Genomic DNA, 18,881 nt, shown 5'->3' with positions numbered 1-18,881 from the left:
GATTTGAACCGGCGGTTTCCGTGCGAAAGCCGACATTCGGCCGTGTGGCCTTTGTCATTCCTTCACCGCGTAACTGAGGCCTGGTCAACTTACACACGGATCACATAAGTTCACCCCTGCAACAGCCACGTGCGGCAGCGGCCGCCGCGTGCACCCGGGGCCCGCCGGCCCGTGCCGCGCCGGCACGGGCCCCGCACGGCTTCAGCCGACGACACCCGGCGGCCCGCCCCTGACCAGGGCGCAGGCCCGGGTGCATATCCATGGGGGATTCTTGGAAACCACGTACTGGAGCAGGCGCCGGCTTCTCACCGTCGCCGGTGCCGCCACCGCGGCCACCGCGGTCTCTCTCGCGGCGCCCTCCCGGGCCCTCGCGGCCGCCGCCACCGCCGCCGCGGGCTCCGCGGAGCTGCCGAGGCTCCCGCACCTCCCGGACACCGACCGCGCGAGAGTCGTCACCGCGTGGAAGATCGGCGGACGGTCCGTCAAGAGCGCGGCGAACCGGGCGCTGACCGGCTCCACCGCCGACGTCGCCCGCTTCCTGACCGCGGACCTGCCCAGCGCCACCGCCGAGGACAATCGTTTCGCCGTCCTCAAGGCGCTGCCCGCCACCGGCAAGGGCGTCGCCCGCGACGCGGCCGCCGCGCTCACCGCCGGCGACGACGCCGTCGCCGCCTTCCTGTCCGGCGGGTTCAGGACGGCCGAGCTGGAGGACCTGCGCGTCACCACGCTGACCATCCTGAACAGCGGCGGCGTCGGCGTGAAGCGCGAGGCGCAGAAGGCCCTGGACAGCGGCACCGGCGATGCCCTGACCGACTTCCTGCTGAACACCCAGATCACCGCCCGCCGGGAGGACGAGCAGGCCGAGGTCTTCAAGATCCTCGCCACCGCCTCCCCGGAGGTGAAGAAGTACGCCGAGCGCGCCCTGAACGACGGCAGCCCGTCCGCGATCCACTGGTTCCTGAACACCGGTCAGTACATCGCGCGCGCCCGTGACCAGGAGACCGCCACCATCGAGCAGCTGGTGGCGATCGTGGAACGCGAGGGCCGGCGGGCCCAGCTCACCTCGGACCGGGCCGCCGTCGCCTCCGCCAAGGCGAAGGAGGCCGCCGCCCAGGCCAGGAAGGCCGCCGAGGAGGCCGCCTCGGAAGCCGACGCGGCCCGCGACGACGTCCTCAAGTCGGGCAAGGCGGCCCGCAAGGCCGCGTCCGCCGCGCAGGGAGCCGCCGCCGCGTCGCGCACCGCCGTCCAGGCGTCCGCGGCCGCGCACTCCGCGGCCCGCCGCGCCTCGTACGCCGCCACCGCGGCCGCGCAGGCGGCGGCGACCGCCGGACGGGCCGCGTCCGCCGCCTACTCCGCCGCCGTCGCCGCGGCGAACGACGCCACCAAGGCCAAGGCCGCCCGGCTGGCCGCCGACGGGGCGAACAAGGCGGCGAGCCAGGCCCGCACGGCCGCCAAGGCGGCCGATGCCGCGGCGACCGCCTCCCACCAGGCCGCGGCCGCCGGTTCCGCCGCCGCCGGCGCGGCCCGCGACTCCGCCGCCGCGGCCCAGGCCGCCGCCACCGCCGCCGCCGCTTCGGGCGCCGCCCAGGGCGAGGCCGCCGCAGCCAGGGCGGCCGCCGCCGAGGCCGACGCGCAGGCGGCCCGCGCCACCAACGCCGCGAACACCGCGCAGTCGCTGGCCACCACCGCCGCGCAGGCGGCGGCCGCCGCCCGCGACGCGGCCAACTCCGCCGCCACGCACGCCGAGAACGCGGCGAAGGCCGCCAAGGCGGCGGCGGACGGCGCCGTCAAGGCGGCCGAGTACGCCGCCACGGCCACCAAGTGGGCCGCCGAGTCGGTCACGGCGGCCGAGGCCGCGGTGAAGGCCGTCCAGGACGCCGAGGCCGTCGAGAAGGCCGCCCGCGACTCCGAGGCGCAGAAACTGGCCCAGGACCTCGAACAGTCCCTCGCCGAGGCCCGGGAGATGGCCCGTGCGGAGACGGAGGACCGGGAGAAGGCCCGCACGGCCGCCACCCAGGCCGACGCCCTCGACACCGCGACCAAGGACCTCGTCGCCAAGGCCGAGAAGGCGTACGCGGCCGGGGACGCGGCGCAGGCCGCCTCCGTCGGCCGCCAGGCCGCGATGAACCTGATCTCCACCACGATCGGCGCCTGGAGCCGGGACGCCGCCGAGCACGCCCTCGCCGGAGCCGACGAGGACGTCCTCGCGTGGGTCGCCGCCGACCGGCAGATCGCGCAGAACCAGGACGACCGCGAAACGCTCCTGGCCGTGGTGAAGGTGTCCACCGAGAACGTCGCCAACGCCGCCGCGACGGCGCTGGACGCCGCCGACACGGGCGCGGCGGGCGCGTTCCTGACCACCGGGATCACGGCGGCCGCCGCCGAGGACAACCGCGTCTCGGTCCTGAGGATCCTCAACGGCAAGCCCGGCAAGGCGGTCTCGGCGGCGGCGCAGGCCGCGCTGGACGACGGCTCGCCCCAGGCCCTGCACGGGTTCTTCAGCACATACGCCGAGAACGTCAGGCAGGACGACGAGGTCGCCGTCTTCACCATCCTCAACACGGCGGGCCCCTACACCAAGGCGGCCGCCCAGGTGGCCCTCGAAGGCCCGACGTGGATGCGCCGCGACTTCGTCAACTCGGTGTGCCACCGCACGGCGCAGCTCGACTACGACGCCGCCACGCACGTCGCGGCCGTCCGGGCCTCCATCGCGCGCGCCGCGAAGATCGCCCAGGACGCGCAGAAGGACGCCTACCAGGCGTCCAAGGCCGCGGCCGACGCGCGCAAGGCGTCCGCGGAGGCGGCCAAGTGGGCGGACAAGGCCAACGCGTCCGCCGAAAAGGCCCGCGAGTACGCCACCCAGGCCGACGCCCACGCCGACGCCGCCGAGCAGTCCGCGAAGGACGCGCAGGCGTCCGCGGACAAGGCGAAGACCGCGGCCGCGTCCGCCCGCACCGCGGCCCGGCAGGCGAACTACTCGGCGAACCAGGCCGTGGCGTCCGCCGCTGCCGCCGCCGTGTCCGCGAGCCAGGCGCAGGAGTCGGCGAACGCGGCCCGTGCCTCCGCCGCCGCGGCGGGCAAGGACGCCGCGGCCGCCGCGAAGGCCGCCAGTGAGGCCCGCGCGACGGTGGTCGCCAAGCGCAAGGAGGAGCTCGCCGAGGCCGCGCGCAAGGCGGCCGAAGTGGCGAGGCAGAACAAGCAGAACGGTGTCGACCCCTCCGCCGGCAGCGACAGCGACAAGGTCGACAGCCCCGACGGCTGGGGCAGCAAGAAGGACTGGCAGGAGTTCGCCCAGCTGCTGAACGGCGTCAGCGCCGTCTCCGGCACCGCGGCCGCGCTCAGCCTGCTCATCCCGCCGCCCTTCGGCGAGGTGGCCTCCGGCGTGTTCGGAACCGTCTCCTGGGTCACCGGCATCGGCTCGGCCGTCATCACCGGCTTCACCGACGGCTGGACGTCCGACGCGTTCTACGGCTCCGTCGCGGGCCTGGCGGTCGGCGCCCTCACGGGCGGCTTCGTCCTCGGCAAGATCAAGGTGCCGGGCATGTCCCACATGATCGAGTGGGGTGCGGAGGGCCTGAAGAGCGCCACCGTGACGGCCACGCGGCTCGGCCATGAAATGGTGGGCCCCGCCGTCACCTACGCGACCACGGCGTGGGACGCCGCCGGTGACTCCGTGTCGGGTATCGGGGACGCCATCTCCGACGGCTGGGACTCACTCTTCTAGGACCTCTTCTAGGACGCCCATGTTCCTCTCCCTGTCCACCAGCGTCTGGATCCTCATCGCGGCGGCGGCGACCGTCGTCAACCTCGTCGCGATGCAGTGGATCATCCAGATACCGAAGTACAAGAAGAAGCAGTACTGGATGCCGGTCATCGGCATCGGCATCCTGGGCGTCCGGGGTCTGGCGCAGCACAACGCGCTGCCCGCGACCCTGTACCTCTACGCCGCGGTCATGGTCATGATGCCCCTCATGCTGGCCCCGGTCCGCTCCACGATCACCCGGGACCACTACCGGTGGGTCGAGGACCCGACGACGAAGGCCAGCAAGGGCGCGATGGTCTGGATCACCGTCTCGGCGGTGGTCATGCTGACCGCGGTCGGCGTCGGCTACGCGGCGGGCGTGTAGCCGACGCCGGTCACGTCAGGACGGGCTGGGGGTCCAGTCCCCCAGCCAGTCCGCGACCTCCTGGCCGGCGGCCTGCGCGTCGGTGAGCTGAGGGCGGTCGGTGCTCGCGGCGCCGGCCCCCGCACCCTTGTTCCGGTACTCGGCGAACCGGTCGTCCTTCCAGGAGAAGCCGCTCATGTCGGTCCAGGGCGCGGTCCTGATCGCGGCGCTCAGAGTGGTGTTGCGGACGGTCGCCTGCGGGTCGAGGCTCGCGTCGCCGCCGGCGTGCCAGGGGCGGCCGAGGAAGAAGCTGCGGTCGGACACGTCCCCGTTCACCGTGGAGTCGTTGATCAGGATGCCCTTGCGGCCGGCGGCGGTGCTGGGGGCGGTGACATACCCGGCCGAGGTGCCGTTCCAGCGCTTCTTCAGCGTGATGACCGACCTGTCGACCACCGCGGTGGCGCGGCCGAAGATGAAGTCGACGTTGCCGACGACATAGGAGTCGGCCATGTAGACGCGGCCCAGCCTGTCCTTGGACGCGGTGTCCACCAGCAGGGTGTCCTGGTCGCCGCTGACGATGACGCCGTCCAGGAACACCTTGTCGGCGGCGGTCCGCAGGGCGACCGCCTGGCCGGCGATGTCCTGGTGGGCCCCCTCGTCGAAGTCGTTGGCGATGGTCAGGTTGCGGGCCTGGAAGTCGTCCGCCTCGACGGCGACGGTGGCGCTGCCGCCGGTGCCGTACGTGCCTCCGCCGGGCTTGGGGGTGCCCGACGCGTTGTTGTAGACGATCGTGGTGTCCTTGCGGCTGCCGCCGGTGCCGCGGATGGTGACGTGCGGCTTGTCGGACGGCACCTTGACCAGCTCGCGGTACGTGCCCGGCTTGACGGCGATCACGACGCGCGAGGGGTTGTTCGCCGGGACGGCGTTCACGGCGGCCTGCACGGTCGTGTACTGCCCGCTGCCGTCCTTGGCGACGGTGAGCGTGGTCGCGGCGGCGGCCTTCGTCGTCGCCTCCGTTGTGGCCTTCGTCGTCGCCTTCGTCGTGGCCGCCGGGGCGACCGTCGAGACCGTGCCGATCGAACCGCGTGGGCCCGCGCCCGACTTGAGCAGTGCGGGGACGTCCGCCGCCTTGTCGAGGGTGTACGCGTAGTACGTCCCCGGGTCCCAGGCCGCGCCCGTGCCGCCGCTCTCGTTCCTGCCGCTCGTGCCGGAGAAGACGTTGCCGCGCTGGACGAGGGTCGCGGTGGCGTCCCGGATGACGGGGTTGGTCATGCCCTGGAAGCAGGAGTTCTCCAGGACCATGTTGGTCCGGCCGCGCGCGTAGTCGCCGTACGACGACTTGATGTCCGTCCCGGCCACGTCCTCCAGGAAGTTGTTGTACAGGTGCGCGTGGGCGACGTTGTCCGTGGAGGGGTTGCGCTGCTCGGTCTCGCGGATCCAGTTGTGGTGGATCGTGATGTCGGCGGTGACGTTGTCGGTCCAGCCGATGCCGAACGCCTTGTTCTCCTGGCTGAGCTTGTTCCAGGAGACGGTCAGGTAGGTGGTGTCCTTGCGGCTGTCGATGAGTCCGTCGGCCATGTGCCGGATGTCGTTGTGGTCGATCCAGACGTGGTGCGCGCCGTCCATCTGGATGCCGTCGAAGTCGTGCTCCTTGTCGTTCCAGACGCCCTGGTAGGCGTCCCGGATCGTCAGGTTGCGGAGGATCACGTTGTGGACGCCCTGGCCGAGGAAGAAGCCGCCGCCGACGATCTGCCCGGCGGTCCCGGAGCCGACGATCGTCTTGTCCGACTGGACCTTGATCTCCTTGCCGACCGGGTCCATGGTGATCGTCGCGGCGACGACGATGACGTACGGCTCGGCGGCCGTCGCGTACTTCTCCAGGTCGGCGAGGGTCCTCACGGTGACGGTCCTGCCGTCCCGGCCGCCGTAGGTGCCGTGCTGCCCGAGGGCGTCGACGGACGCGAAGCCGTCGGCGGAGGCGGTGGCCCAGGCGGGCGCGGTCGCGGTCGCGGCGGAGGCCGTCGCCTGCCCGGCCGCGCCGAAGAGGCCGAGGTCCGTGCCGTAGCCGAGGGCCCCGGCGGCGATCAGGGCGAGGGGGACGCCGGCCGTCAGCGCCTTCCCGCCTCGGCGGTGACGGGACCTGGCCGACCTGGCCGGCCGGGACGACTCGGTCGTCCCGGCCGGCTCGGACGATGTGCGGCGGTGCTCGCTCATGGGGCGAACCCTTCCGTGGGGGGAGGCTTTGACTGCGGGTGAGTCGCCGCCCGGCACGGGAAGGTTGCCGAACCCGGAGCACTTCTGGCACTCCGGAGAAGTGGTGTGCGGGACACGGTGCCAAGCCCTGCGAGGCGCGACATGGGCGTCCGTCAGTGTCAGCTGACGGTTCCGTCCACAGAGGAAAGGGGCACGGAGAACAGCACCCGCTGCGGAATCGCCTTGTCGGTGCCGGACCAGTGGCCCGTGCTGTCCGCCGCCCATTCGGTGAGCGTCCATATCCGGCCCGTGCTCCACCAGTAGGACATGCTCTCGGTGTGCTGGCCCCAGCAGGCATACGTGAGGTCCTGCCCGCAGTTGGCGGCCGCCTTGGCTCCGCTGGTGTTCTGCCGCCACAGGATGCCGTGCTGGCCGACACCGCCGCGCGCGTCGGCCACGTAGAAGTTCGGTGTGCCGCCGCTGGTGGCGCTGTGCGACAGCACCCCCTGCAGCCCGACAGCCTTCGTCTCGTACGCCTTCGTCGCGTTCACGTGTCCGCCGGCGTCCGTGGCGAGGTAGCCGGGGTCGGAGCCGAAGTCGTACCGCCAGATGCGGGCCGGCTGCGTGCCGCCGGACGAGAACCACTCGGTGGCGACCAGACTGTCCGGCACGCTGCTGCGGTCCAGCGAGATGGATCCGAAGCATGGCCGGGAGTCGTCGTCGACAGAGCTGCAGGCCCCGCCGGCGAGGCTGTAGGCGCCGATGGCCGGCATGACGTACTGGTAGCCGCCCGCCGACCATCCACCGGTCACTTTGCCGACCGTCGAACTGTCGACGGTCGCCTGGAGGATGCGCTTCATGTCGAAGACGTACATCACGTTGTTGTCGGCGTCCTTCTCCCACGACGTGACGATCAGCTTGTCCTGGTTCCAGACCATGCCGCCCAGGTGAGTCTTGAGGGCGCGGTAATCGGTGCCGCCGTCGAGCGGGACGACCGGCAGCACCCAGCGATACTTGAAGGCTGCGGGGTTGTTGGCGTCGATGAAGGCGATACGGCCCATGTGGTCGGTGGTGGTGGCGCCGTTCTGCCCCCAGCCGGACAGAATGACCTTGTCGTTGCCCCACATGCCGTCGTTGTCCGCGTCTCCGGACGATGTCACGGACTGCGGCAGCCAGTCCTGTGTCACCGCGTCGCCGGTGTCCCAGCAGTACGAGGACTCAGCGGTCGGCTTCACCGGCAGCGCCGCGGCCTCCGTGCTGTAGCAGCTCGCCGCGTTCCGCATCGTGTGGTTGGCGCTGGCGAGGACCTGGTCGACCCCGCGGGACGTGCCCATCGCGTTCGCCAGGTTGTCGAGCGAGGAAGTCGGAACGCGATGCTCCACCAGTTGGAGCTTGGCCAGCTCCGAAGAGGAGGTGAGCGTGGTCAGGGCTCCGGGATTGTCGCCGGGCGCGGCTTCGGCGGTGTTCGCAGGCATCAACAGCATGGCCACCGCCAAGCAGGCGGTGGCCACAGCGGCTCGCAGGACGTCTGTTCGCATTCCTTGGATCCTCACGTGACGGATGTCGAGGTCGGTTCAACTGCCGTTCTCCGTGACCGACGACGGTCCGCGCAGCGCCATCGGCGGTCATCGAGCAGTCACGTCGGCGGGTGAGGACCCGGCGTCGCCGCGCTCTCCGTGCGCAACGCCTGCAGGGCGACGCGACAGGGCGGGTCCCGGAGCGCTCGGCGCGCCGGGACCCGCCCGGTTCGACTACCGGATGGCGGTGTACCTACAGGCAGTGACCACGTCTCCCGCGTACTCACAGACCTTGATCGAGATGTGGCTCGACTCGCTCAGGTTCTTCGCGAACGTGGCGCAGTTGCCGTCGTTGCTCGGGTCGTTGCCCTTGATGAGGACGGTGCCGTTACCCGGGTCGCTGCTGGAATTGGGGGTGTAGATGTAGCCGCGAACCCCGTACCCGTCCGAGCTCAGGTCGCACACCGTCAGGGTGTCGCCGTTCTCGGTCCATCCGGCCCAGCCGCCGCCGGTGCCCGTGTAGACACCCGAGTCGGCAGCGTACGAAGTGCCTCCGCCGATCAGGAGGCCGGCTGCTGCCAGGGCAAGCGCCCCGGCCAATCGGTACTTCATGTTTCTCCTCGGTAGAGTCGGTCAGGGGCCGCTGGGCGCGAGCAGCGGACAACCACATGGTGCGAATGCGGCGTTGTCCACCAACTCACCTTGTACGACAGTGACTTGCGCTGTTGTCCGGGTGTCTCCCGCGGCGATCACCACCATGCACCGAGGGTTGTCCTCCTGTCGTTGGCGCAGAGTCCACAGCGCCCTACGCAGAGAGTCCATCGGGCCCACGTCCCACACCGGTCGAGCTGTGGACCAACAGGGCCTGCATGAACGGCAGTTGGCGACGGACCGGCGGTCAAGCCGGCCGATTCCGCCCCTGGTGCGAGGTGATGCACACAGCGGATGAACGCGCCGCCGGTGCCGAGCAGTCGCCGGCCGCTGTCACTGCCTGAGGCGTGGTCGCGCGATCGAGGGGCGGTCCCCGTGAGACGGCCCCCGCACGATCGAAGTCCCGCCACACTCCAGCCGCCCAGCAAAACCCGCAGTTCAGACGGCAAAGTCCTGCTGGAGCACTAGGAAAGTTCCGGCGAGCCGGCGGGGGGATCCTCCGGCGGAGGAGTGGGCGCGCCCGGCAGCCGGATCGTCGCCACCGTGCCGCCCCCGTCCGCGCGGGCCAGGGTGACCTGGCCCCCGGCCTGTTCCACGGTGCGGGCGACGATCGACAGGCCGAGGCCCGAGCCGGGGAGGGCGCGGGCGCTGGGCGAGCGCCAGAACCGGTCGAAGACGTAGGGGAGTTCCTCGGCGGGGATGCCGGGGCCGTGGTCGCGCACGGTCAGCGTCCCGCCCGCGAGCCGCACGTCGACCGTGCCGCCCTCGGGGCTGAACTTCACCGCGTTGTCGAGGACGTTGACCACCGCACGCTCCAGCGCGGCCGGTTCCGCCCGGGTGTACCAGGGTTCCAGCGAGGCGGTGATGGTCAGCTCCGGCCCGCGCAGCCTGGCCCGGCGCAGCGCCGACTCGACCGCCTCCTCCAGCGAGATCACCTGCACGCGCTCGCCGCGCTGGCCCTCGGAGCGGGACAGCTCCTGCAGATCGCCGATGAGCGAGGCGAGTTCGGTCATCTGCGCCTTGACGGAGTCGAGCAGCGCCTTGCGGTCGGCGGCGGGGATCGGACGCCCCGTCTCCTCGCTGCGGGTGAGCAGTTCGATGTTGGTGCGCAGGGAGGTCAGCGGGGTGCGCAGCTCGTGCCCGGCGTCCGCGATCAGCTGCTGCTGGAGCTCATGGGAGCTGGCCAGGGAGGCGGTCATCGAGTTGAAGGAGCGGGAGAGCCGGGCCACCTCGTCCTCGGCGTCCTCCTCGACGGGGATGCGCACGTTCAGGTCCTCGGTCCGGGCCACGTGCTCGACGGCTTCGGTCAGCTTGTCGAGGGGACGCAGCCCGGCCCGCGCGACGGCGAGACCGGCGGCGCCGGCGCCGAGCACTCCGACGCCGGAGACGAGAAGCAGGATGAGGGCGAGGTCGTTGAGGGTGGACTTGGTGCCCTTCAAGGAGACGGCCACGACGAGTCCGACGTTGGGACCGGTGTCCCCGGTGACGGTGGTGGTGGCCAGCGGCTGGAGCATCACGCGCACGTCGTCGCCGTTCGCGTCGGTGCCGTCGCGGAAGTAGAGCTTGTCGGTGTCGCCGGTCCTGATCTCGGCCTTGTCGGCCTCGGTGACCTTGACCTTGCCGATGGACGCGCCGAGGACGCAGACGGTCCCGTCCTCCTTGACCACCTGGATGTAGTTGTTGCGGTACGGGTTGTTGGTGTCCTGCTGCGACGTCGGGCAGTTGTTTATCGCCGCGTTGATCATCTGCTCCGGTGCGCGCATGCCCCGTTGCAGGTCGTTGTTGACCTGGTCGTACAGCTTCCCCTGGACGATGAACCAGCAGGTCACCGACACCGCCGCCACCGCGAAGGCCACCGCGGCGGCGACCAGCATCGACAGCCGGGCCCGGATGGGAAGGGCCCGGAACCGCCGTACGACCCTGTTCACTCCGCCCCGCCCTGTCGCAGCACGTACCCCACGCCCCGCACGGTGTGCACGAGGCGCGGCTCGCCGCCCGCCTCCGTCTTGCGCCGCAGGTACATGACGTACACGTCGAGCGAGTTGGAGGACGGCTCGAAGTCGAAGCCCCAGACCGCCTTGAGGATCTGCTCACGGGTGAGGACCTGGCGCGGATGCGCCAGGAACATCTCCAGCAGCGTGAACTCCGTCCGGGTCAGCTCGACCGGGCGGCCGCCCCGCGTCACCTCCCGCGTCGCGAGGTTCATGCGCAGGTCGCCGAAGGTCAGGGCCTCGTCGTCCGCCAGGGCCCCCGCGCCGGCCGCCGCGTAGGAACTGCGCCGCAGCAGGGCCCGCACCCGGGCGAAGAGCTCGTCGAGTTCGAACGGCTTGACGAGGTAGTCGTCGGCGCCGGCGTCCAGTCCCGTCACCCGGTCCCCGACCGTGTCGCGGGCCGTCAGCATGAGGATGGGGGTGGTGTCGCCCGCGCCCCGGATGCGGCGGGCCGCCGTCAGACCGTCCATGCGCGGCATCTGGATGTCCAGCACCACCAGGTCGGGGCGGTAGGCCGCGGCCTTCTCCAGGGCGTCCGCGCCGTCCACGGCGACCTCCGTGCCGTAGCCCTCGAAGGCGAGGCTGCGCTGGAGTGCTTCGCGCACGGCCGGCTCGTCGTCGACGATCAGGATGCGCTGGGTCTCACGGTCGCCTTCGGCGGGGCTCATGGGCGTGGATTCCTCGGGTGTGGTGGGACGACGGGAGGCCGGTCCTGCTGAATCTGCTGAGTGCGTTCAGCGTCGCACGGTTCCCGTGCCGTGCGTGAAGGGCGGGGCGGGCGCGGGACCGATCAGCCGCGCATCGCCGCGAGCCGGTTCAGCGGCACCTTGCGCTGGTGCGGGCGGGCCGCCGTGGTGCGCAGGCCCATCAGCTGCGGGGCCGCCACCTCGGGCGCGCGGGTCGTCGCCGTCGGCGGGTGCAGCGCGTACGCCACGTCGAGGGCCAGGGCGAGGTCGGCCGCGCCGACACCGGTCACCGGGTGCGAAACCTGCTGGATCATGACGTGCTCCTGGCTCGGTCGGTGGTGGGTTCAGCTGTCGGAGCCGCCGGCCCGCAGCGTGGCGAGGTCGGCCTTGACGGTGTTGATCGGGATGGCGAAGCCGAGGCCGACGCTGCCGGCGTCGGAGGAGGACGAGTCCGCCGCGGCCGAGTACATCGCGGAGTTGATGCCGATGATGTCCCCGCCGGCGTCGATGAGCGCGCCGCCGGAGTTGCCGGGGTTCAGGGAGGCGTCCGTCTGCAGGGCCTTGTAGGTCGTCGTGGAGGAGCCCGTGTCGCCGTTGAACTGCTGGCCGCCGAACTGGAACGGCCAGTTGCCGCCGCCGCCCTGCTGCCGGCCCTGGTTCTCGCCCGTGGACACGGTCACGTCCCGGTTCAGGGCGGAGACGATGCCGCTGGTGACGGTGCCGGTCAGGCCCTCGGGGGAGCCGATCGCCACGACCGTGTCACCGACCTTCACGCCGTCGGAGTTGCCCAGGGTCGCCGGCTTGAGGCCCGAGGCGTTCGCCAGCTTGAGCAGCGCGAGGTCCTTCTTGCTGTCGGTGCCGACGACCTTCGCGGTGTAGGACCTGCCGTCGCTGGTCGTCACCTTGATCGAGTTCGCGCCGGAGACGACGTGGTTGTTGGTGACGATCTCGCCGTCGGCGGTGATGACCACGCCGGAGCCGGTGGACGTCCCGTTGCTGAGCGTGGCGCCGACCTCGACGACGCTCGGGCTCACCGTCGCCGCGATGGTGGCCACGTCACCCGTCTTGCTGGACGGCACCACGCTGGTGGTGGTGGACGAGGAGACCACCGTGTCCTTGCCGGTCAGCTCCTGGATGCCGTAGGCCGTGCCGCCGCCTATCGCGGCCGCGACGACCGCCACGGCGGCGAGCAGCGCGAACGGGCCGCGGGCGCGCTTCTTCCGCCCGGGAGGAGTGGGCTCGGCGGCCACCGGGGGGAGCGGAGCGGTTCCGCCGCCGTGGCCGTCGCCCGCGCCGCCGGCGGTCCGGGTCTGCCACACGGCGGTGGGCTCGACCGGAGCCTGCGCGGCCGGCCGGTACGCCGGCGGGGGCGGCCACTCCGGGTCCACCGGGGAGGGGGTCACGGGAGAGGCGGACGCGGGGGACGAGGACGCGGGGGTGGAGGCGTACTGCCGGGCGTCCTCGTACGGGGCCTGGTACGGGGCCTGGTACGGGTTCTCGTACTCGCCGCTGCGGCGGAAGCTCTCGGTCATGGAAGAAGCTTGTCCCCCGACCATGAGAGCCGCCTGAGTGCTCCCTGAGAAGGCCGCCAGAACCGCGTATGCCCCGGATGAGGACCGAGCCGCAAGCCGGGCGGTCCCTCTCAGACAGGCCTCATGGAGGCCGCCGGGGCCTGCCGCCGAAGGCTATGCGCAGCCGCAGGAGCGGCGGGCGACCAGGCGGGACGGGAACACCTTCAGCCGCTCGCGCCGGGACCCGGCCACCCGCAGGCCGTCGTCCAGGACGAGGTCGACGGCGGCGCGGGCCATCGCCGAGCGGTCCGACGCGATCGTCGTCATGGGCGGGTCGGCGAGCGCCGCTTCCTTGATGTCGTCGAAGCCGATGACCGCCAGCTCGCCGGGCACGTCGATGCGCAGCTCGCGCGCCGCGCGCAGCAGGCCGATCGCCTGGTCGTCGGTGGAGCAGAAGACGGCCGGCGGCCGGTCGGGGCCCGACAGCAGGTCCAGGGAGACGCGGTAGGCGTCGTAGCGGTTGTACGGCGCTTCGAAGAGGCGGCCCTCGGTGCTGATCCCGGCCTCGTCCATCGCCCGCCGCCAGCCCTCGACGTGGTCGGACACCGGGTCGCCGACGGACGGCGTCTCGGCGGTGCCGCCGACACAGGCCACGTAGGCGTGACCGTGCTCCAGGAGATGGCGTACGGCGAGCCGCGCGCCGCCGAGGTCGTCGGTGACGACGGCGACGTCGTCGATGGCCTCGGGGCGTTCGTGCAGCAGGACCACCCGGGCGTCCCAGGCGTCGATCTCGGCGGCCGCCTGGTCGTTGAGCGCGTGGCTGACGAGGATGAGGCCCGAGACCCGCATCCCGAGGAAGGCGCGCAGATAGTGGACCTCGCGCTCGGCGACGTAGTCGGTGTTGCCGACCAGCACCATCTTCCCGCGCTCGGAGGCGGCCTGCTCGACCGCGTGCGCCATCTCGCCGAAGAAGGGCTGACGGGCGTCCGGGATGATCAGGCCTATGAGGTCGGTGCGCCGGGACGCCATCGCCTGGGCGACGCGGTCGGGCCGGTACCCCAGTTCCTTGATGGCGGCGAGGACACGCTCGCGCGTGGCCGGGGCGACCGGCCGGGGTCCGTTGTTGATGACGTAACTGACGACGGCGGTCGAAGTCCCCGCCAGCCGCGCCACATCATCCCGAGTCACCTTTGCCACGCGCGGAGTCTACGCGGATGGACCCGCTCTGGGCAGGGCGGACGGAACCTTCCCTGTGCGGAAGCAACGCCCTGTCCGAGCAGGCGCGGGGCCTACCGGCGGGTACTACGCCTCCGCCGGGACCTCGGCGGCGTCACGGGCGACCGTGTCGTCCGCATCGTCCGCCTTTGCCTGCGCGGGGCGGCCCGTTCCGGCCTTCGCGTCGTCGGAGGACCGCTCCCCCTTCTCAGGGGTAACGAATCGATAACCGACGTTGCGGACCGTTCCGATCAGCGACTCGTGCTCGGGGCCGAGTTTGGCGCGCAGGCGCCGCACGTGGACGTCGACCGTGCGGGTGCCGCCGAAGTAGTCGTAGCCCCAGACCTCCTGGAGCAGCTGTGCGCGGGTGAACACCCGGCCCGGGTGCTGGGCGAGGTACTTCAGGAGCTCGAACTCCTTGAAGGTGAGGTCCAGGACCCGCCCCTTCAGCTTCGCGCTGTAGGTCGCCTCGTCCACCGACAGATCGCCGTTGCGGATCTCCATCGGGGAGTCGTCGGCCACGATCTGCTGGCGGCCCATGGCCAGCCGCAGACGCGCCTCGACCTCGGCCGGGCCTGCGGTGTCGAGCAGGACGTCGTCGATGCCCCAGTCGGCGGTGACGGCCGCGAGACCGCCCTCGGTCACGACCAGGATGAGCGGACAGCCCGGACCGGTGGAGCGCAGCAGCTGGCACAGGCTGCGGACCTGGGGCAGATCGCGGCGGCCGTCGATGAGGATGACGTCGGCGCCGGGGGTGTCGACGAGGGCGGGGCCTTCCGCCGGGGCCACCCGCACGTTGTGCAGGAGCAGGCCGAGGGCCGGCAGCACTTCCGTCGACGGCTGGAGAGCGTTGGTCAGGAGCAGCAGAGAACTCATATGTCTGGTTCCTCCTCGGTCCCTGCATGGGGCCCCTCCCGCGGCCTCGGGGGCAGTGGGGGAGTCGTGCGGCACTGCGGCTGTTGCGGCACTGCTCGCGTTCCCGGGGGCCGTACACCCACGGCCACCTGGTGTTTCCCACCCGGTCGCCATTTCGTATACAACGCTTCCGAAAGCACGAAAGGACCCGGGGGCTGCGCTGCCCGAGTCCTCTGTCCAGCAGAATAGCCCACATGAGCAGGGGTCCGGCAGGTCATGTGGCGCGTTCCACGGTTCGTCCGTATTCCGAGACGGGCAGGTGTGCACCATTGCGGACGTTTCTGACCACCGCCGACGGGATTTCCATCGATTCCGTATACGAACCGGGTGACGTCGTATACGACGCCTGCGGGTCACCCGTCCGTCGCCCGGTGTTCGTGATCGCGCACGGGTTCACGGGCGACGTGGACCGCCCGCACCTGCGCCGGGTGGCGGCCGCCTTCGCCCGGCACGGGGCCGTCGTCACGTTCTCCTTCCGCGGGCACGGCCGCTCCGGCGGACGCTCCACCGTCGGCGACCGCGAGGTGCTGGACCTCGCCGCCGCCGTCGGGTGGGTGCGCTCGCTCGGGCACACGCGCGTGGTGACCGTCGGCTTCTCCATGGGCGGCTCGGTGGTCCTGCGGCACGCGGCCCTGCCCGGGGAGACCGTGGACGCCGTGGTGTCGGTGAGCGCGCCGGCCCGCTGGTACTACCGCGGCACGGCTCCCATGCGCCGGCTGCACTGGATGGTCACCCGCCCGGCCGGCCGGCTGGTCGGCCGCTACGGGTTCCGCACCCGTATCCATCACCGGGACTGGGACCCGGTGCCGCCGTCGCCGGTCGAGTCGGCCCCGAAGATCGCCCCCACCCCGCTGCTGATCGTGCACGGCGACCGGGACGGCTACTTCCCCCTCGACCACCCCCGCATGCTGGCCGAGGCCTCCGCCGGCCACGGCGAACTCTGGCTGGAGCACGGCATGGGCCATGCCGAGCACGCCGCCGACGACGCCCTGCTGGCCCGCATCGCGGACTGGGCGGTCGCACGGGCGGGCTAGCCTGGGCCCTGTCGACCACCGTGTCGACCACCGATTCGATGTGACGAACTGACTTGAGGGACGGGATGGCAAAGGTCACGGTGCGCTACTGGGCGGCCGCCAAGGCCGCGGCCGGAGTCGCCGAGGAGCCGCACGACGCGGCCACGCTCGCCGGGGCGCTCGACGCCGCGCGGGAGCGACACCCCGGCGAACTCGTGCGTGTCCTGCGGCGATGCTCGTTCCTCGTCGACGGTGACCCCGTGGGCACCCGCGCACATGAGACGGTACGGCTGGCCGACGGCGGCACGGTCGAGGTGCTCCCGCCGTTCGCAGGAGGGTGAGATGACCGACCAGCCGTACGACGCCTCTTATCAGGGGGGCCGCCCCTACGAGGGCTACCAGGGTTACGAGGGGTACCAGGGCTACGAGGGTCGCGAGGGCCACGAGGGGTACGACCCCCACGCCGGGCAGCACCAGCCGCAGCCCCAGCAGGCGCAGGGTCACCAGCCGCAGCCTCAGCAGCCGCAGGGTCAGCAGGCGTGGCCCGGGCAGCAGCAGGGGTACGACGACCCGCAGGCCCACCAGCAGTACACCCAGCAGTGGCAGGGCCAGACCTGGGAGACCAGCGTCCAGCGGCCGGTCACCGCCGCCGACCCGGCCCGGACCGCCTACCTGCCGCCTCAGACCGGTGATGTCCCCGCCTACGGGAACCCGCAGTCCGCCTACGGCGACTCCTCCGGGTACGGCGGCGCCCCGGCCCGCGGCGACGCCCACGGCTACGGTCACGCCTCCGCGTACGGGTCTCCGGCGGGGGCCGCGCCCCTGCCGCCGGAGAGCCGCTCCGCGGACGGCGACTGGCAGACCCCGGCCCCGCGCCAGGAGGCCCCCGTGCCGTCCTCTCCCGCTCCCTCTCCCGCTCCCGCGCCGACCGGCGCTTCGGCGGCCGCCGCGGGCCTCGCCTCCGGCTCGGTCGCCGGCCCGACCTATGGCCCCGCCACCCTCGCCGGCAACGCCCGCATCACCGACGCCCAGCGGGCCCGCCTCGAAGGCCGCTCGCCGATCATCGAGCCGGGCATGCAGCCCGCCGCGCTCACCGCGCTCCTCGGCCTGCTCCTGTCCGGCACCGCGGCCATCGGCACCTACGCCCTGGTCGTCCCGCTCGTGGCGCTCCAGGCCGTCACGGCGGCGGGCTGGTTCCGGCTGAACGGCATGTGGCCCGCCCGGCAGGGCATCGCGCTCGCCTTCCTCGGCGCGCTGGTCTCCGACGTCGTCCTCCTCGCGGCCGGCCGGGAGCACGCGCCCGCCGCGATCCTGGGCACCCTCGGCGTCTGGGTGCTGCTCTGCCTGGTCCTGCAGCTGCGTTCGCACGCCGACCCCGACGAGCGCATGTACGGGCTGATGGCGACCGTCGCCTCCTCCGCCCTCGCCGTCCTGGCCACCGGGCACCTCGGCGCCGAGCCGGACGCGGTGACGGTCGGCGCGGCCGCCGTGGCGGTGGCCGTGCTGGCCCGTGCGCTGCCGTTGCCCACCCCGGCCTCCGTCGTGGTGGCGCTGCTCGCCGCGGCGGGCGCGGGCATCGCCGTCGGCCAGATGACCGGCATGGGCGCCCGGGGCGCGCTGCTCGCCGCGGGCGCGGCGGTCTGCGCGCTCATCGGCCACCGGGCCGCGAGCTACGACTACCCCTCCCGCTTCGTGCACTTCACGGCGGGCGTCGCCCTGCCGCTGGCCGCCGCGGCGCCGGCGGTGTACGTGCTGGGACGGGCGCTGGCCTAGGACTGGGCCGGGGCGGGCGGGGAACCTGAGGGTCTGTCACAGGTGATCGACAATCCGGGGGCGGCCGGCGCGCTCGGGGTTACCTTGAACCGTTGTCAATGAGAACCGGCCGGTCATCGTGGACCGGCCGTCGTGAACCGTTCAGGCCATCCGGGTGGGGGAACTGCCGCATGCGTGCGCTTCGAATACTGCTGGTCGTCGTCGTGGTCCTGGGCGGCCTGTTCGTGCTCGCGGACCGCCTCGCCGTGAACTTCGCGGAGGGCGAGGTCGCCGACAAGCTGAAGTCCCGCGAGGGCCTCGCCGCCACCCCGGACGTGTCCATCAAGGGCTTCCCGTTCCTCACCCAGGTCGTGGGCGGTTCGCTGGACGACGTCGAGATCGGCATCGACGGCTACGAGGCGGCCACCGGCACCAGCGGCCGGACCATCCGCATCGACGGGCTGCAGGCGGACATGAAGGGCGTCGAGTTCTCCGGTGACTACAGCTCCGCCACCGCCTCCAGCGCCACCGGCACCGCGTCCATCACCTACGCCGAGCTGCTGAAGACCGCGAAGTCCGAGCCGACGCGCGTGATCCAGGGCGTCACCGCCGACGTGATCGGCCTCTCCGACGGCGGCAACGGCAAGATCAAGGTCGCCGTCCAGGCCACCGTGCTCGGCACCAAGCTGCCGCAGCCCGTCTACGTGCTCAGCACGGTCACCGTCGAGGGCGACACCGTCCGCGTGCACGCCGACTCGATTCCCAGCTTCGGCGGGGTGCAGGCCGCCGAGAACGAGGTGCGCTCGATCACCGACTTCCAGCAGAAGATCGACGACCTGCCCGGCGGGATCAAGCTCGACAAGGTGGTCGCCGCGAAGAACGGCGTGGAGATCTCCGTGAAGGGTTCGAACGTCCGGCTGGCCGGGTAGGACTGCCCGGCCGGCGTCGACCTCGGACGAGTGACCACGCACGACTGGCCCTGGACGACCGACCACCGACCACCGACCACCGACCACCGACGACTGACCGCGGACGACCGGCCATGGACGACGATCGTCCGACAGGCGAGACGTGGCCGTCCGCGCTCGAGCTGTGACGACCGATATCAGCGCCCGGAACCCGTGTCCACACGGCCCGGGCGCTCTCTGTATCCCATCATGCGGACGATCGCGTCTCATTATGCGGAGCACTGGTGACATGGCCGCCTGTCCGTCCCTACGATCGAGGACATGATGCAGCGACAGGCGGATCTCACGAAGCGGCGGGCAGTAGACCTGTGCCGCGTCGCCGCCATGCTCTGTCGCCCCTTCTGAGCGGAAGCGCCGCCGGCC

General features: G+C 72.0%; 16 protein-coding genes. 7 read left to right on the top strand and 9 right to left on the bottom strand.

Annotated elements, in window-relative coordinates:
- Positions 1 to 271 precede the first annotated feature (271 nt).
- Positions 272 to 3,724 carry an ALF repeat-containing protein gene (locus Sri02f_RS43600; protein WP_109000431.1) on the top strand — a complete coding sequence of 1,151 codons (3,453 nt, stop codon included), beginning with the start codon at positions 272 to 274 and terminating at the stop codon, positions 3,722 to 3,724.
- Between the two features lie 19 nt (positions 3,725 to 3,743).
- Positions 3,744 to 4,127, top strand: coding sequence for a hypothetical protein (locus Sri02f_RS08310; RefSeq protein WP_109000430.1), 384 nt, complete (start codon positions 3,744 to 3,746; stop codon positions 4,125 to 4,127).
- A gap of 15 nt (positions 4,128 to 4,142) precedes the next feature.
- Here Sri02f_RS08310 and Sri02f_RS08305 read toward each other — a convergent pair whose 3' ends face one another.
- The 9 genes from Sri02f_RS08305 to Sri02f_RS08265 form a co-directional block, all read right to left on the bottom strand.
- Entirely contained in the window at positions 4,143 to 6,320 is a 2,178-nt protein-coding gene (locus tag Sri02f_RS08305; RefSeq protein ID WP_109000429.1) for a pectinesterase family protein, read from the bottom strand.
- A gap of 158 nt (positions 6,321 to 6,478) precedes the next feature.
- Positions 6,479 to 7,837, bottom strand: a complete 1,359-nt coding sequence (locus tag Sri02f_RS08300) for a hypothetical protein (RefSeq protein WP_159106677.1) — start codon at positions 7,835 to 7,837, stop codon at positions 6,479 to 6,481.
- 213 nt (positions 7,838 to 8,050) lie between these two features.
- A complete protein-coding gene (locus tag Sri02f_RS08295) occupies positions 8,051 to 8,428 on the bottom strand; it encodes a hypothetical protein (RefSeq protein WP_109000427.1) in 378 nt (125 codons plus the stop codon).
- Between the two features lie 503 nt (positions 8,429 to 8,931).
- Complete coding sequence (locus Sri02f_RS08290) at positions 8,932 to 10,395, bottom strand: HAMP domain-containing sensor histidine kinase (RefSeq protein WP_109000426.1); 1,464 nt, start codon at positions 10,393 to 10,395, stop codon at positions 8,932 to 8,934.
- Positions 10,392 to 11,126, bottom strand: a complete 735-nt coding sequence (locus tag Sri02f_RS08285) for a response regulator transcription factor (RefSeq protein WP_109000425.1) — start codon at positions 11,124 to 11,126, stop codon at positions 10,392 to 10,394. The genes Sri02f_RS08290 and Sri02f_RS08285 overlap by 4 nt, the downstream gene beginning before the upstream one ends.
- Positions 11,127 to 11,248: 122 nt before the next feature.
- The gene (locus tag Sri02f_RS08280) at positions 11,249 to 11,458 is read right to left on the bottom strand and encodes a hypothetical protein (protein ID WP_109000424.1); all 210 of its coding nucleotides are present in this window, start codon (positions 11,456 to 11,458) and stop codon (positions 11,249 to 11,251) included.
- A gap of 30 nt (positions 11,459 to 11,488) precedes the next feature.
- A complete protein-coding gene (locus tag Sri02f_RS08275) occupies positions 11,489 to 12,676 on the bottom strand; it encodes a S1C family serine protease (RefSeq protein ID WP_109000423.1) in 1,188 nt (395 codons plus the stop codon).
- 153 nt (positions 12,677 to 12,829) lie between these two features.
- Positions 12,830 to 13,852, bottom strand: a complete 1,023-nt coding sequence (locus Sri02f_RS08270) for a LacI family DNA-binding transcriptional regulator (RefSeq protein WP_109000422.1) — start codon at positions 13,850 to 13,852, stop codon at positions 12,830 to 12,832.
- A 105-nt stretch (positions 13,853 to 13,957) separates the two neighbouring features.
- A complete protein-coding gene (locus Sri02f_RS08265; RefSeq protein WP_109000421.1) occupies positions 13,958 to 14,746 on the bottom strand; it encodes a response regulator transcription factor in 789 nt (262 codons plus the stop codon).
- A 233-nt stretch (positions 14,747 to 14,979) separates the two neighbouring features.
- Between Sri02f_RS08265 and Sri02f_RS08260 the strand changes: the two genes are divergently transcribed.
- The 5 genes from Sri02f_RS08260 (at position 14,980) to Sri02f_RS44015 (ending at position 18,863) form a co-directional block, all read left to right on the top strand.
- Entirely contained in the window at positions 14,980 to 15,819 is an 840-nt protein-coding gene (locus tag Sri02f_RS08260) for an alpha/beta hydrolase family protein (RefSeq protein ID WP_109000420.1), read from the top strand.
- Positions 15,820 to 15,884: 65 nt separating this feature from the next.
- Positions 15,885 to 16,139, top strand: a complete 255-nt coding sequence (locus Sri02f_RS08255; RefSeq protein ID WP_109000419.1) for a MoaD/ThiS family protein — start codon at positions 15,885 to 15,887, stop codon at positions 16,137 to 16,139.
- A 1-nt stretch (position 16,140) separates the two neighbouring features.
- Positions 16,141 to 17,571 (top strand): hypothetical protein, encoded by a 1,431-nt coding sequence (locus tag Sri02f_RS08250; protein ID WP_109000418.1) that lies wholly within the window; start codon positions 16,141 to 16,143, stop codon positions 17,569 to 17,571.
- Positions 17,572 to 17,741: 170 nt separating this feature from the next.
- Entirely contained in the window at positions 17,742 to 18,479 is a 738-nt protein-coding gene (locus Sri02f_RS08245; RefSeq protein ID WP_109000417.1) for an LmeA family phospholipid-binding protein, read from the top strand.
- A 300-nt stretch (positions 18,480 to 18,779) separates the two neighbouring features.
- Positions 18,780 to 18,863: an Ms5788A family Cys-rich leader peptide gene (locus Sri02f_RS44015; RefSeq protein ID WP_350818853.1), complete on the top strand. Its 84-nt coding sequence runs from the start codon at positions 18,780 to 18,782 to the stop codon at positions 18,861 to 18,863.
- Positions 18,864 to 18,881: the final 18 nt, after the last annotated feature.

The organism is Streptomyces rishiriensis, assembly GCF_003112535.1.
GTDB lineage: Bacteria > Actinomycetota > Actinomycetes > Streptomycetales > Streptomycetaceae > Streptomyces > Streptomyces rishiriensis.
The sequence above is the reverse complement of the archived record's forward strand: the minus strand, read 5'-3'. Positions and strand labels throughout refer to the sequence as shown.

Excerpts from the sequence above, each read along its gene's own strand:
- Sri02f_RS08250 (WP_109000418.1), top strand. The coding sequence starts at position 16,141 with ATGACCGACCAGCCGTACGACGCCTCTTATCAGGGGGGCCGCCCCTAC.
- Sri02f_RS08255 (WP_109000419.1), top strand. The coding sequence starts at position 15,885 with ATGGCAAAGGTCACGGTGCGCTACTGGGCGGCCGCCAAGGCCGCGGCC.
- Sri02f_RS08260 (WP_109000420.1), top strand. The coding sequence starts at position 14,980 with ATGAGCAGGGGTCCGGCAGGTCATGTGGCGCGTTCCACGGTTCGTCCG.
- Sri02f_RS08280 (WP_109000424.1), bottom strand. The coding sequence starts at position 11,458 with ATGATCCAGCAGGTTTCGCACCCGGTGACCGGTGTCGGCGCGGCCGAC.
- Sri02f_RS08285 (WP_109000425.1), bottom strand. The coding sequence starts at position 11,126 with ATGAGCCCCGCCGAAGGCGACCGTGAGACCCAGCGCATCCTGATCGTC.
- Sri02f_RS08245 (WP_109000417.1), top strand. The coding sequence starts at position 17,742 with ATGCGTGCGCTTCGAATACTGCTGGTCGTCGTCGTGGTCCTGGGCGGC.
- Sri02f_RS44015 (WP_350818853.1), top strand. The coding sequence starts at position 18,780 with ATGATGCAGCGACAGGCGGATCTCACGAAGCGGCGGGCAGTAGACCTG.
- Sri02f_RS08300 (WP_159106677.1), bottom strand. The coding sequence starts at position 7,837 with ATGCGAACAGACGTCCTGCGAGCCGCTGTGGCCACCGCCTGCTTGGCG.
- Sri02f_RS08275 (WP_109000423.1), bottom strand. The coding sequence starts at position 12,676 with ATGACCGAGAGCTTCCGCCGCAGCGGCGAGTACGAGAACCCGTACCAG.
- Sri02f_RS08310 (WP_109000430.1), top strand. The coding sequence starts at position 3,744 with ATGTTCCTCTCCCTGTCCACCAGCGTCTGGATCCTCATCGCGGCGGCG.
- Sri02f_RS08305 (WP_109000429.1), bottom strand. The coding sequence starts at position 6,320 with ATGAGCGAGCACCGCCGCACATCGTCCGAGCCGGCCGGGACGACCGAG.
- Sri02f_RS08265 (WP_109000421.1), bottom strand. The coding sequence starts at position 14,746 with ATGAGTTCTCTGCTGCTCCTGACCAACGCTCTCCAGCCGTCGACGGAA.
- Sri02f_RS08295 (WP_109000427.1), bottom strand. The coding sequence starts at position 8,428 with ATGAAGTACCGATTGGCCGGGGCGCTTGCCCTGGCAGCAGCCGGCCTC.